The following is a 13527-nucleotide window of genomic DNA, read 5'->3' as shown; positions in this document are numbered from 1 at the left end:
GGCGGGTTCGGGGCTGATGTTTGTCGTCGCGCACAACGGCGCCCGCGTGTTCGGCGGGGCTGAGCGCGGGGTGGCGCGCATCCTGGAAGGGCTTCAGCGCCGCGGCCATCGCGTGCTGATGATCTGCACGGACGATGGCGTCGCGGGACAGGTTCAGGCGCTGGGCGTGCCGTCGCGCGTCGTTCCCCTCGGCGGCGACGTGGCCATCCACCACGCGTTCGGCCTGGCGCGCGTGCTGCGTGCGCTGCGGCCGGACGTGCTGATGATCGGCACGTTCAAGAAAGTCGCGTGGGCCGCGCTGGCGGGGCGGATGGCGCGCGTGCCGCGCATCGTGCTGCGTATCGGGCTGGAAACGGACCTGCCGCGCAACCTCAAATACCGCATCGCGGTTCCCTGGGTGCACACCGTCGTCCTCAAGGCCGACGATGTCCGCCCCCGCTGGCGTGCCGCCCTCCCCGGATTCGCCGATGAGCGGTTGGTGACCATCCACGGCGCGGTAGAGCCTCCCGTTCGCCGCCACACCCTGGGCGCCGTGCGCGCGGAACTCGGCCTCTCCGCCGACACGGTCGTGATCGGCGCGGTGGCGCGGCTGGCGCGGCAGAAGCGCTTCGACCGGCTGGTGCGCGCGCTGGCCGCACTTCCATCCGATGTGCACTGCATCATCGCGGGGGAGGGGACGTTGCGTGCGGAGATCGAGGCGGAGGCGACAGCGCTCGGTGTCCGAAACCGTCTGCACCTGATCGGCCACCGCGGCGACGTGGGCGACGTGCTCTCCGCGCTGGATGTTTTCGTGGTAACCTCGGACAAGGAAATGCTTTCCTTTGCCATGCTGGAAGCGCTAGCCGCGGGCGTGCCCGTGGTCAGCACGCCGGTGAGCGGCGCACGCGAGGCGCTGGAGCCGTTCGCGGACGGTACCGCGCCCGGCGTGGTGACGGGGTGGGAAGACGCGGAGATCGCGTCGGCGCTCGCATCCGTCGTGGCGGATTCCGATCGGCGGGCGCGGATGGCGGAGGCGGCGGCCCGCCGTGCGCGCGAGCGGTTCGGGTTCGAGCGGATGCTGGACGAATGGGAGTCGGTGCTGGCGGCAAGCGGGAGGGCGGGATGAAGCTGGTGATCCACGTGGACGGGCCCGTCATCCGCGGCAACGAGCGGCAGCTTCTGCTCATCACCCGCTGGATGCTGAGCCAGGGCCACGATGTCGCCGTGGCCTGCCGCGACACGACGGAGGTGGGCCAAGCCTTTCGCGACCTCGGCGCGCGCACCACGCCGCACCGCCCGCGCGGCGACGGCGACCTGTGGCACCAGCTTCGGTTCGCTGCATGGCTGCGCAGGGAGAAGCCGGACGCCCTGCTGCTCGCCTCGTGGAAGCGCTTTCCCGCCGCCGCATCAGCCGCGCGCATCGCTGGCGTAAAGCGTGTGATCCTGCGCGTCGGCCTGCCGCAACCGATTCCGGAGAGCGGGCCCGGCGCGTGGAAGTACCGCACTGCGTTCCGGTGGATTCACGGCGTGATCGCCAACGCCACGGGGCTGCGCGACTACTTCGCCGCGCTCGTCCCTGCGCTGGCGGACCGGATGTACACCGTGCGCAACGCGACGGAAACCGAACGCGTCGCGCCCGGCGGTTTGCGCGCGGAGATCGGGGCGGCGCCGGGCGAGCGCGTCATCTTGTCCGTCGGCGCGCTGGAGAAGCGCAAGGGCTATGACCTGCTGGTGGATGCGTTTGCGCGCCTCGGCCCCGGCGTGCACCTGGCCCTCGCCGGTGACGGTCCGTTGCGCGACGAGTTGCGTGCGCGCGCGGATGCGGCGGGAATCGGATCGCGGGTTCACCTTCTCGGCCAGCGCCGGGACGTGGGCGCGCTGATGACGGCGGCGGACGCGTTCGTGCTCCCCAGCCGCGCGGACGGAATGGCGAACGTGATTCTGGAGGCGATGGCGGCCTCACTCCCCGTCGTCGCGTTCGACGTCCATGGCGCGCACGACTGCCTGGCGCCGCTGGAGGGCCGTCCGCCCGCGGGGTGGATCGTCCCCGGCGGCACGGCGGACGCACTTGCCGCCACGCTGGCGGAACTGGTCGCCGCGATGAAGTCCGGCGATCCGGAACCCGCCACGCGCGGCGCGGAAGGCCGCTGGCGTATCGAGCACTGGTTCACGCTGGAGCAGATGGGCCCCGAGTACGAGCGCGTCCTCTTTGGCGCCAAGAACGGCGGATGACGGACTTTCTCTTTGCGTCACCCGCGCCCGCACCCGGCGCGCTGCGGACGGTGCTGGAGGCGTATCTTGGCGCGGTGGCGACTGTTACGGAGCTACGCGGCAACTGGGGCGCGCTCGCCGTCGCGACGCCGTGGCCGGGACGCGATGCGGTCATCGAACGGGATGGATGGATCACCGTGCTCGCCGGCGAACCCGTCGTGCGTGCGCCGGGGATGGCGCCGGGCGTCGTGGCTCCCGGTCCGCTGCGCGATTCCGTTCATCAACTGCTCTCCGCCGATCCCAAGCCGGACTGGGGCGCGCGGCTTGACGGCCAGTTCGCCGCGATCGGGATCGATACGCGGACCGGTGGCGGCATGATCGTAACGGATCGCATGTCGTTCATCCCGGTCTTTGCCGCCACGGACGAGCTCGGCGCGCGGGTGATGGGGACGCACGCGGACGCGGTCGCCACGGCGTCGGGGCGCACGGAGGTTGATCCCGTCTCTGCCGCGGACCTGCTGACCACGCGCTGCATCGCTTTCCCCCACACGCTCTTTCACGGCGTCACACAGATGCCGCCGGGGACCGCACGCCGCTTTGGGCCGGGCACGGCGGTCAACAGCGTGGCGGATAAAGATGAGACGTACTGGCAACCGGTGGAGCGCACCGCCTTCGCCAACGTCCGCGAGGCGTCGGAGGCGCTGCGCGAGGCGCTGCTGGCCGAGGTGGCGATCGCGTGCGCGGGGCTGGAGCACGTGGGCCTGCTGCTGAGCGCGGGCGAGGACTCGCGCGCGGTGCTGGGCGCGGTTCCGGCGGGCGTGCGTGTGTCCGCCTTCATCTACGCGGACGCGGACAACCGCGAGGTGCAGGTGGCGCGTATGGCGGCAAACGCGTATGGCGCCACGCTCACGTGGGGCCGCCGCCCGCGCGAGCACTACTTGGGTGCGATGGAGACGGTTTCCGCCATGGTCGGCAGCCACCAGGTGTGGGTGGATGTGCACGGCTACGGCTTCCACACCTCCCTCGGCCTCGCCTCGCTCCCCCGCGTTCTGGGCGGATATTCCTCGGATTCGCTGCTGAAGGCGGAGCACGCGCGAAAGACGGCCATCCGCCTGCGCCCGGTCGCGGGCATCCGTCCGGAACTGCTGGAGCAGGTCCGCATCCGCCACCAGGCGCACGTGGATCGCGTGACGGCCATCCGCCCGGGGTCGGGCGGCGAGTGGTACCGCCTGTGGCCGTTTTCGATGCGGTCCACCGGGGCGAACGTGCACGGAAACCGCCGCCTGTTCCACATCTACGAGCCGTTTCACAGCGCGGCCGTGCTCGACATCGCCGCGGGCGTGCCGCAGGGGTGGAAGCGCGACCGCGGCCTGTTCCATCCCGCCATCCGCCCGCTGCTGCGCCGGTCGTGGAACGTGCCGCACGCACGTTCACGCTTTCCGTACTTCGGGCGGACGGCGAACCTGCTGCTCGGCGCGGGGCTGCGGGCCACGCGCGCCATCAACGGTCTGCGCTCAGGCGGCAAAGGGATGAACCAGGGCCCGTGGCCGCGCTGGTCGGAGCCGGAGTACGCCGCGCCCATGGCGGATCTGGAGGCGCGCCACAACCTGCCACGCTCGGCGCTCGGCGGCGTTCTGGCCGTCGAGGGGGACGCCGCGCAGGCGACCGTCCGCGCGTGGGACCCGATGGAGCGATTCATCGCCATGCAGCTCGCGTATCTGTCCGAACGCGCGGCGGACGTGGCCCGCGAGGCGCGCGCGCCGTGAGCGATTTTCTCTTTTGCAGCCAGCCGCGCGCCGCGGGCGAACTTGAGGCAGCGCTGCGCCGTTACCTGTCGCCCGTGGCGGAAAACGTCGTGGAGCGGCACGGGCCGTGGGGCTCGCTCGCCGTCCTTCGCGGCTCCCACGATCCACCGCGCGTTCTGCTGGAGGCGGATGGGTGGGTCAGCGTGCTGATCGGTGATCCGGTCGTGCGGACGGGCGCGGAGCCCGCCGCGCGCTCGCGGATGGGCGAGCGGCGCGAGGCTGTTCACGCCATGCTGCGCGACGGGGAGACGCCATGGTTCGACCGGATCGACAGCGGATTCGCGGCGCTGGCGGTCGGCCCGGACGGCGGGCGCGTGGTGACGGACGTGGCGGCTTTTGTCCCCGTCTTTGCCGCGGATGTGGCTGGCGGGATCGTGATTGGGACACACCTGGATACGGTGGCGCGCGCGGCGGGAAAGAACCGGGACATCGATCCTGTTTCCGCCGCGGACATGCTCATCAACCTGAGCTGCACCTGGCCGCACACGCTCTACCGCGGCGTCCGGCAGCTCGCCCCCGCGTCAGTGACGTCGTTCGACGCTGACGGAAAGTGGGTGGACGACGGTGCCGCGTACTGGCGCCCGCTGGAGCACAATCCCTATCGCAATGTGGGCGAAGCCGCCGCCGCGCTGCGCACGGCGGTGACGGAAGACGTGCGGGCCGCGGTGCAGGGCGAGCGCACGGTCGGACTGCTGCTGAGCGGGGGGGAAGACGCGCGGGCGGTGCTCGGCGCGGTGCCGGAGGGCGTGGAGGTGCGGTCGTTCGTGTACGCGGACTGGGAGAACCGTGAGGTGCGTGTCGCGCGAGCGGCGGCAAAGGCGTATGGCGCGTCGCTCACCTTCGGGCAGCGGACGCGCGACCATTACGTGGACGGGCTGCAGCCGGTGTCATCCATCATCGGCGCGCATAACAACTTCATGGATGTGCACGGGTGGGGGCTGCACGAGCGGCTGGGCATCCGGGACCTGCCTGTGGTGCTCGGCGGCCTGTCGTCCGATTCGTTCCTCAAGGCGGAGCACGCGCCGTCCGTGGCGCCATCCGACAGCTTCGAGCTGCCCGCCGCGAGCGCCATCCGTCCGGAACTGCGCGAGGCGGTCATCACGCGGCGTCTGGAATTCCGCCGGTGGCTGGCGGAAGTGCGCCCGTCGAGCGCGGCGGAATGGGAGCGGCTGTGGCCCTTCACGCAGCGCCGGCACAGCGCCAACCTGCACGGCAACCGCCGCCTGTTCGCCAGCCACGAGGTGTACCACGCAAACGCCGTCGTGGCGATCGCCGCGGCCGTGCCTCCCGCGTGGAAGCAGCACCGCCGCCTGTTTCACCTGGCGATGAAGCCGCTGTTCCGGCGCTCGTGGCACGTGCCGCACGCCCGCTGGCGCTTTCCGTACTTTGGCGCCGCCGCCAACCTGCCGCTCTCCGCCGGGCTGCGCGTGACGCGCGGTGTTCGCGCGCTGCTGACGGGAGAGGTGCGGGCACGGCAGCAGCCCTGGCCCAAGTGGCGCGTCGTCGCCCGCTCGGATGCCGCCACGCGCGCGATGGCCGCCCTTCCGCCGCTGGATACACCACTGCGCGCCATCTTCACCGAACAATCCGCCGAAGCACTGGCGGCGTCTATCCGCGCGGAGTGGCATCCCCTGCGCGAGCTGTTCCTTCTCCAGCTCGCCTTTCTCGCCACGGAAGCGGAGCGGCCGTGAGCGCGCCGACCATCATCCCCGGAAGCTGGCTGGACCGCGAAGGCGGAAAAGGGCGGCGCGTGTGCATCGTGCTGCTCACCGGGCTGGGCGACGTGGTGAACGCGCTGCCGCTGGTGAACGCGCTCAAGGACGCGGACCCCACGCTGCGCATCAGTTGGGTGGTGGAGCCCATGCCCGCGCCCATGCTGAGCCCGCATCCGTCGGTAGACGAGGTGATCGTCTATCGAAAGAAGCTGGGCGTAGCGGGTGTGCGGCAGTTGGCGGGAGAGATGTTTCGCCAGCCGCGCTGGGACCTCGCCATCAACCTGCACGTGTTCGCCAAGAGCATCTGGGGGACGATGTTTTCCCGAGCGCCGCGCCGCGTGGGGTTCGACCGGGCGCGCACGTTCGACCAGACGTGGCTGGTGACGAACGACCGGATCGGGCCACGACCGCGCAGGCACACGGTGGACATGTTCCTGGAGTTCGCCGCCCACCTGGGCGCGCCGGTGGCGGCTCCGGAGTGGCGCATCACGTTCACGGATGAGGAGCAGGCGGCGCGCGCGGAGTTCTTTTCAGCCATCGACCGGCCGCTGGTGGGGATCGTTCCCGCATCCAACATCACCCGCAAGGACTGGATCGCGGAGCGCTGGGCGGGCGTGGTGGATGCGCTGGAAGGCGAGTTCGGCTTCCGCGCCGTGCTCATGGGCGGGCCGGGCGAGCGCGAGACGCGGCTGGCGCGGGAGATCACCGACGCCGCGCGCCACAAGCCGCTGTGGGCCATGGGCGATCCCATCCGGCGCATGGCGTGGATGATTGACGGATGCGCGCTGCTGATTGCGCCGGACACGGGACCGCTGCACATGGCGCGGGCGTTGGATACGCCCGTCATCGGCCTGTACGGGCACACCAGTCCGTGGCGCGTGGGCCCCTACGAGCGCTACCACGATCTGATCATCGACCGCTACACCGACCCCGGCGAGGCGCCGGACCCCAGCCGCTACGATCCCAAGCTGGGCCGCATGGAGCAGATAACCGTCGACGACGTCGTGGATCGCATTCGGCTGGCGCGCGACCGGTATGGCTTGATGGACCGAAGCTGACGGAAGGCGGAGCGGCAAGTGGACGGGTTAGCTTAAGTGCGCACATGCAAAACCCAAGCTTCGGACTAGGTCCTTTAGGGTCTATCTTGCGCTGCGTTGGCGTTGCATCTTGCTGTGGGTCGTGAGCGGATTCTGAGCCTGCATCCTCTCAGTTCTGCTGCGAGCAATTTCACAGGTTCTCACTCCCCTTTTTAGCTGACGAACGCGATGAGCTTGATTCACGTGAACCACATCCAGGCAGGTCTCAAGGCTATGTTCGACGGCCTGATCGACATGACCGATTCCGTCAACAAGCCGGATCATGACCAAAAGCAGGTTTTCATCAGTCGAGCGCTAGCTGCTTACACGCTCGTCCAGAAGGTTGGCCTAACCCCCGAAGCTGCGGGATCGGCCGTGGTGGATTCCTACAATGACAACGGAATTGATGCGTTTCACTTCGATCCCGACGAGCACCGTATGTTTATCGTGCAATCCAAATGGATTAGCGATGGCAACGGTAGTCCAGAGTTGGGCGAAGTCCACAAGTTCTTGCATGGATTTCGAGACCTGCTTCAGTTCAGCGACATCCGCGGCCGTTTCAACGCCAAGGTGATGGCTCGCAGCGCTGAGATCGAAGCCGCGTTGGAGGACTCCCAAGCCACCTTCTCGTTGTTTATTGCGTATCCAAGTAACCACCCGCTGTCTGTTCACGCCCAACAGGCTGTCGATGATCTGCTCTCGGAGATGAACGACACGTCACCTATGGTGACGTTTCAGCCGATTGGTCAACGCGAACTACACCGTGCGGTAGTTCTGGACGTCAGGGAAGATCCGATCAACTTGGAGGTTGCTCTCAGAGATTGGGGACAACGTAGGGAGCCGTTCCAAGCTTACTACGGACAGGTGAGCGCCTCTGACGTAGCGGCATGGTGGGGTGAGTACAACAACCGGCTCTTCACCGAGAACTTGCGGAAATTTGCTGGAAGCACCGAAGTAAATGAAGGTCTGAGCGGAACGCTCAAAGGGTCTCCAGAACATTTCTGGTATTTCAATAATGGTATCACGGCGCTGTGCACTCGGATTTCTAAGAAGCCGGCTGGAGGACCTGACCGTGGGACGGGTTACTTCGTGTGTGAAGGGGTAAGCGTTGTCAACGGTGCACAGACTGTAGGTGCGATCGGAACGCTTGCTGATGCAGACGAGAACATCCTGGGGACAGCGTACGTACCGATCAGGTTTATCTCGCTCGAGAATACACCAGCTGACTTCGCTACGCAGATCACGCGCGCGACCAACACTCAGAACCGGATTGAACGGCGGGACTTCGCCGCACTCGACCCTGAGCAGGAGCGGTTGCGGACCGAGTTACTGTTCGAGCAGAAGGTCTATGCATTTAAAACGGGCGATACGCCTCCGCAGCCTGATCAAGGGTGCACTATAGATGAGGCAACAGTCGCTCTCGCCTGTGCGTACAACGATCTGGGGCTTGCTGTGCAGGCGAAACGCGAAATCGGGCAACTGTGGGAGAACACCTCAAAGCCCCCTTATAAGCTTGTGTTCAATGGGGGCGTTACAGGTTTACACCTCTGGCGCGCAGTCATGATCATGCGTGCAGTGGATGCGGTTCTCCGAGCGGAGATGGCCGTTCGGGGCGGACGAGAGAAGCTGGTCGCGATCCACGGCAACCGATTCATCTTGCATTGTGTTTACCACGACGGTGAAACGGAAGGGATGGACCTCGCTGCAATCGGTTCACGCGACGGTGCTGACAAGCTTGAGGCACTCACTCGATTGACACTCGAGAGGACCATCGCCGCTGTAGAGCGTTTGCATGCAACGGCTTATCCGGCCCAATTGTTCAAGAACCTTGGAAAATGCAAGCAGATCTTAGCGGAACTGGTGCCCGAACCGTAGCGGCGGTTTGAGAACCAGGAGAACAAAATAGGGAAGGAGATCCGCAGGAAGTCCTGCGGATCTCGCCCGTAGTCCCAAGATGCGGACGCTCAGCGAACTCAGCCGCCGCCCTGAAGCTGTTTGCGAAGATCCGCGAACAGGTTCTTGCGGAAGTTCTGGCTTTCTTCCGGCGAAAGCGACGACTGGCGCGTCAGGGCGCCAGCGCGCTGGTCCAGCAGATCCGGCGAAATCTCCGACAGAAAGCGCGACGGCTTGCGCGGCTTCACGTTCTCGCGTGAGCGGCGGGTGGCGCAGCCGGACAGCGTCAGCCGGTGGCGCGCGCGGGTGATCCCCACGTAGAACAGGCGCCGCTCCTCGGCGATGGGGTCCGTTCCGCCGTTGAGCTCGAACTTCTGCCACGACTCTTCCGCGTCCGCCTCGGCGGCGGCGGAGGCGCTCATGCTGCGCGAGTGCGGCAGGATCTCCTCCTCCAGCCCCACGATGAAGACGTGGGGAAACTCCAGACCCTTGGCGCTGTGCATGGTCATCAGCGTCACGAGGTCGGGGTTTTCCTCTTCCTTTTCCTTGCGGTCATCATCGTCCGTCAGCGACACGCGCTCCAGAAAGGTGCGCAGCGCGGGCGGATTCCAGTCGTCCTCCTCATCCAGCGGAGGGCGCTCGGCCCAGGTGCGCTCCTCGAACCGGCCCACGCCTTCCACGAACTCGCGCAGAATCTCCACGCGCACCGCCGCGGCCTTTTCGCTCTTGGCGTTGTCGGCGCGAACGGCGTCTTCCAGCCGCACCCGCTTCACCAGTTCGCGCACGAAGCCCACCAGCGTGCGCTGCGTGGTGATGCCGTGCTCGATGGCGGCCTGCGTGGCGTGGAACTCCAGCCGCATCTCTTCCATCATCTCCACGAACGATCGCACCGCCTCGCCCGTGCCGCGGGTCACCCCCTCGATGGTATCGACCCGCTTGAGCGTTTCGTACAGCGGCTGCTGGGCGGCGCGTGCGGCGTCGATCAGCTTGAGCAGGGTGGTGCGCCCGATGCCGCGGGTGGGGTAGTTGATGATGCGGCGGAGCGACACCTCATCCCGCGGATTGACGATCACGCGCAGGTAGGCCACCAGGTCCGCGACTTCCTTGCGGTCGAAGAACGACTGCCCGCCGATCACCCGGTAGGGGATGTTGGCGGCGCGCAGCGCTTCTTCGATGGGCTTGGCCTGCAGGTTGGTGCGGTACAGCACGGCGAAGTCGCCGCGGGTCAGCTTCTCCAGCGGCGCGCGGATGCCGATTTCCCGGGCGATCATTTCGGCCTCGAGCTCCTCGGCGCTCTTTACGCCGTGCTCCTCCATCAGCCAGTAGTCGATCTTGGGGCCGATGGCGTTGCCGGTGCGCAGCGTCTTGGCCTTGCGCGTGGTGTTGTTGGCGATGACACCGTTGGCGGCTTCCAGAATGCGCTGCGTGCTGCGGTAGTTCTCTTCCAGGATGACGACGCGCGCGCCCGGATAGTGCCGCTCGAAGTCCAGAATGTTGGTGACGTCGGCGCCGCGCCACGCGTAGATGGACTGGTCGTCGTCGCCCACCACGCACAGGTTCTTGAGAGGGCCGGCCATCAGGCGCGCCATTTCGAACTGGGCGCCGTTGGTGTCCTGGTACTCGTCCACCATCAGATAGCGCCAGCGCTTCCACAGCTTTTCGCGCACGTCCATGTGCTCGCGCAGCAGCTTTACGGGAAGCACCAGCAGGTCGTCAAAGTCGCAGGCGCCCGCCGCGCGCAACGTCTGCTCGTAGCGGGGATACACGTCGGCGGCCAGCACGGCGTAGTCGTCGCGCCGGTCGCCGCGGATCTGCCCCTCCGCCACCTCCACCGCGGCCTGCTCCGGCGTGATCAGCCGGTTCTTCCAGTCGCCGATGGTGAAGAGGACCTTCTTGAAGTCGAACGTGTCCTCGCCCACCGTGGCGGAGATGTGCACCTCCTCGGCGACGATGCGCTTGATGGCCTGGACCTGGTCGCTGGTGGGGTAGATGGTGAAGTCCTTGGGCATCCCCAGCCGGTCGCCGTAGTCGCGCAGCAGGCGCGCGCCCAGCGAGTGGAAGGTGCTCAGGGTGACGCCCTTGGCGGTGCGCCCCACCATCTTGGCCACGCGCTCGCGCATTTCGGCGGCGGCCTTGTTGGTGAAGGTCACGGCCAGGATGGCGCGCGGGTTGATCCCCTTGTCCTCGATCAGGTAGCGGATGCGGTAGACGAGCGTGCGCGTCTTGCCCGACCCGGCGCCGGCGAGCACCAGGACGGGTCCCTCGGTGGCGAGCGCGGCCTCGCGCTGCTCGGGATTCAGTTCCAGCAGGTACTGCGGAATCGCTTGCAAAGCCTTGCCCGTGAGCCTTCAGGGGACTGCGGTTGGGCGCGTGGACGCGCGGCGGGAAGATAGCCGGAAGAGCAGGGAATGGGGAATAGGGAATAGGGAATAGAGGACCGGCGCGGCGGCGGACGGGGAGGCTCCTTCCCCGGCCTCTCACCGTGCAAACTGCCGCACCGAGAAGGGAGAACGGCGGATTCGCGTGCTCCGGAGAGTTTGGCGCGGCCGCGGGCACCCCTCTCCCCCCGGCCCCCTCTCCCGCAAGCGGGAGAGGGGGAGCCGTCCGGCGCGGGGAAGGTTCGGATCGCGTCCCACAGTGACGCCCTCACCCCGCGCGCTCCGCGCGACGACCCTCTCCCACGCACAGATGTGGGAGAGGGAGCACACACCAGGCTCGTGTGGCATCCCGAACGCGGTTGAAGCCCCGAACGCGGGCGCGACAGCGCCGCGTGTCGGGGGTTCCCGCTGTTTGAGCGGCGTATTTATTCGCTCAATGGACTTCGCGCCGCGCCAGACTCTGCCTCCCGCGCCACACTCACCGCCGCACCCCAACCCTCCCCCGGTCTTTTTCGGGGGAGGGTGGGCGAGTCGTACGAGCCCGGGTGGGGGCCGCCGTGGAGCGCGCCGAAACACACGAATCTCTGGCTTTTCCCCGTCCAACCCGCACTCACGCACTCACGCACCCCGCACTCACGCACTTCTTTTCCCTTCCGGAATTTGACGGCTTCTCAGGCGCCCGTTATGTTTGCGCGTCGGAACAGGCCCGAGCACCCGGACGAGAGGTTACATGACGCTACGCGACCGCTTTCGTGGTCTCACGCTCGCGGACAGCCTGGAGCTGCGCGTGCGGGAGAACCCGCGGCGGCCATTCGTTGCGTTCGGCGACCGGCGGCTCTCGTACGCGCAGGTAGACGCGCAGGCGGCCGCCCTGGCCGCCGCGCTTCACGAACTGGGCATCGAGGCCGGCGACCGCATCGCCCTTACTCTTCCCAACTGGCCCGAGTTCGTGGTCGCGACGTTCGCGGCCGCCAAACTCGGCGCCGTCGTCGTACCCCTCAATCCCCGGTTCACCAACCCGGAACTGCAGTACATGCTGCGGCACTCCGAGTCCGTGGTGGTGGTGACGGCGGAAAACTGGGAGGGCGTCGACTACCTGGCCCGCTTTGAACAGTTCCTGGGCGTGCTTCCCGACCTGCAGTACGTGGTGTCGGTGGGCGACGAGGACCTGTGGTACGACGACCGGATCCACCAGTTCGAGGACCTGGTCAGCAGCGGCGAGGGACGGGAATATCCCCGCTTCGAGGGCGGCGCCGACGCGCTGTTCGCCATCCTGTACACCTCGGGCACCATGGGCAAGCCCAAGGGGGTGGCGCTCACGCACGAGAACCTGATGGCCAACGCCTCGCTCACGGCCGATGCCATCGGCCTGCGCGAGGATGACGTGGTGTTCGGCGTGAACACGCTGTTCAACGCGTTCGGCATCGGCACCGGCATGCTGGGCACCATGGCCGCCGGCGCCACGCTGGTCCTGCAGGAGGGCGGCGACAGCGGCACCGCGCTGGAGATCGTGCAGCGCGAAAAGGTGACGGTGTTCCACGGCGTGCCCACCAGCTTCATCCTGGCGCTCAACCACCCGGAGCGCGCCAGCCGCGACCTGGGCTCGCTGCGCACCGGCGTGGTGGCCGGGGCGCCCGTGCAGGAAGAACTCGTGCACCGTATTCGCCGCGAGCTGTTTCCGGGCGTGCGGGTGGGGTACGGGATGACGGAAACCGGCAACATGGTGTCGGTGATGCGCCCGGACGATCCGGAGGGCAAGCAGGTGGCCACCGTGGGCCGCCCGCTTCCCGAAACCGAGGTGCGGGTCATTGACGTGGACGGCTCCGTGCTCCCCGAGGAATCGGTGGGCGAGGTGGCCATCCGCGGGCCGGGCGTCATGCAGGGGTACTACCGGCAGCCGGGGGAGACGTCGCAGGCCTTTACCGCCGACGGCTTCTTTCTCACCGGCGACCTGGGGATGGTGGACGAAGAAGGCTACCTCCACCTGATCGGGCGCCGGAAGGAAATGATCATCCGCGGCGGGTTCAACGTGTACCCCCGCGAGGTGGAGGACCGTCTGCACGCCCACCCGGCGGTGCTGGACGTGGCGGTGGTGGGGCTTCCGGACGAGATCCTGGGCGAGGCCGCGTGCGCGTGCATCGTCGCGGTGGAGGGAGCCATCGTCACCGGCGAGGAAATTCGCGACTTCTGCCGCGAAGTGCTGGCGGACTACAAGGTCCCTGACCTGGTCCGGTTTCTGGATGGCTTTCCGATGACGGGAAGCGGCAAGGTTCGCCGTGTGGAGCTCTCGCGCATGATCAGCGCCGAGGAGAGCAGCCGACGGTGAAAACAACAAGATGGCGAGGCTCCTCCGGCTGTCGGCGGACGGCGCGGTGCGCATGAGGTGCGGAACGGCGGGCAGACCCGCGGGACACGGTCCCGGGTCGGCTCCGTACGTTCCGCACTCCGCGTTTCCCGCGCCGCCGTTCCC

At 67.6% G+C, this 13527-nt stretch carries 7 protein-coding genes and 2 pseudogenes; 7 read left to right on the top strand and 2 right to left on the bottom strand.

What is annotated here, in order from left to right; translation table 11 throughout:
- Positions 1–16: 16 nt before the first annotated feature.
- From HNQ61_RS00380 to HNQ61_RS00355, 6 genes are all read left to right on the top strand, one after another.
- Positions 17–1105, top strand: coding sequence for a glycosyltransferase (locus tag HNQ61_RS00380; protein WP_170030571.1), 1089 nt, complete (start codon positions 17–19; stop codon positions 1103–1105).
- On the top strand, positions 1102–2211 hold the full coding sequence (locus HNQ61_RS00375) for a glycosyltransferase (RefSeq protein ID WP_170030569.1): 1110 nt from the start codon (positions 1102–1104) through the stop codon (positions 2209–2211). The genes HNQ61_RS00380 and HNQ61_RS00375 overlap by 4 nt, the downstream gene beginning before the upstream one ends.
- Positions 2208–3956, top strand: a complete 1749-nt coding sequence (locus HNQ61_RS00370; protein WP_170030567.1) for an asparagine synthetase B family protein — start codon at positions 2208–2210, stop codon at positions 3954–3956. Before HNQ61_RS00375 ends, HNQ61_RS00370 begins: the two co-directional genes overlap by 4 nt.
- Positions 3953–5686, top strand: a complete 1734-nt coding sequence (locus tag HNQ61_RS00365; RefSeq protein ID WP_170030565.1) for an asparagine synthase-related protein — start codon at positions 3953–3955, stop codon at positions 5684–5686. Before HNQ61_RS00370 ends, HNQ61_RS00365 begins: the two co-directional genes overlap by 4 nt.
- Positions 5683–6768: a glycosyltransferase family 9 protein gene (locus HNQ61_RS00360; protein WP_170030563.1), complete on the top strand. Its 1086-nt coding sequence runs from the start codon at positions 5683–5685 to the stop codon at positions 6766–6768. Before HNQ61_RS00365 ends, HNQ61_RS00360 begins: the two co-directional genes overlap by 4 nt.
- 207 nt (positions 6769–6975) lie before the next feature.
- Positions 6976–8661 (top strand): AIPR family protein, encoded by a 1686-nt coding sequence (locus HNQ61_RS00355; RefSeq protein WP_170030561.1) that lies wholly within the window; start codon positions 6976–6978, stop codon positions 8659–8661.
- Between the two features lie 98 nt (positions 8662–8759).
- Here the strand turns inward: HNQ61_RS00355 and HNQ61_RS29775 are convergent.
- Both HNQ61_RS29775 and HNQ61_RS29770 read right to left on the bottom strand, forming a co-directional pair.
- Positions 8760–10118 (bottom strand): annotated as a pseudogene (locus HNQ61_RS29775) (ATP-dependent helicase); the annotation flags it as partial.
- 39 nt (positions 10119–10157) lie between these two features.
- Positions 10158–11009: pseudogene (locus HNQ61_RS29770) on the bottom strand (ATP-dependent helicase); the annotation flags it as partial.
- 778 nt (positions 11010–11787) lie between these two features.
- On the opposite strand from HNQ61_RS29770, the gene HNQ61_RS00345 reads away from it, so the two are divergent.
- Complete coding sequence (locus HNQ61_RS00345; RefSeq protein ID WP_183685474.1) at positions 11788–13383, top strand: class I adenylate-forming enzyme family protein; 1596 nt, start codon at positions 11788–11790, stop codon at positions 13381–13383.
- Positions 13384–13527: the final 144 nt, after the last annotated feature.

It is taken from the genome of Longimicrobium terrae, from assembly GCF_014202995.1.
GTDB classification, from domain to species: domain Bacteria; phylum Gemmatimonadota; class Gemmatimonadetes; order Longimicrobiales; family Longimicrobiaceae; genus Longimicrobium; species Longimicrobium terrae.
The sequence above is the reverse complement of the archived record's forward strand: the minus strand, read 5'-3'. Positions and strand labels throughout refer to the sequence as shown.

What these genes read in the sequence shown, in the direction of transcription:
- HNQ61_RS00380 (WP_170030571.1), top strand. Translation starts at nt 17, where the DNA reads ATGTTTGTCGTCGCGCACAACGGCGCCCGCGTGTTCGGCGGGGCTGAG.
- HNQ61_RS00375 (WP_170030569.1), top strand. Translation starts at nt 1,102, where the DNA reads ATGAAGCTGGTGATCCACGTGGACGGGCCCGTCATCCGCGGCAACGAG.
- HNQ61_RS00370 (WP_170030567.1), top strand. Translation starts at nt 2,208, where the DNA reads ATGACGGACTTTCTCTTTGCGTCACCCGCGCCCGCACCCGGCGCGCTG.
- HNQ61_RS00355 (WP_170030561.1), top strand. Translation starts at nt 6,976, where the DNA reads ATGAGCTTGATTCACGTGAACCACATCCAGGCAGGTCTCAAGGCTATG.
- HNQ61_RS00345 (WP_183685474.1), top strand. Translation starts at nt 11,788, where the DNA reads ATGACGCTACGCGACCGCTTTCGTGGTCTCACGCTCGCGGACAGCCTG.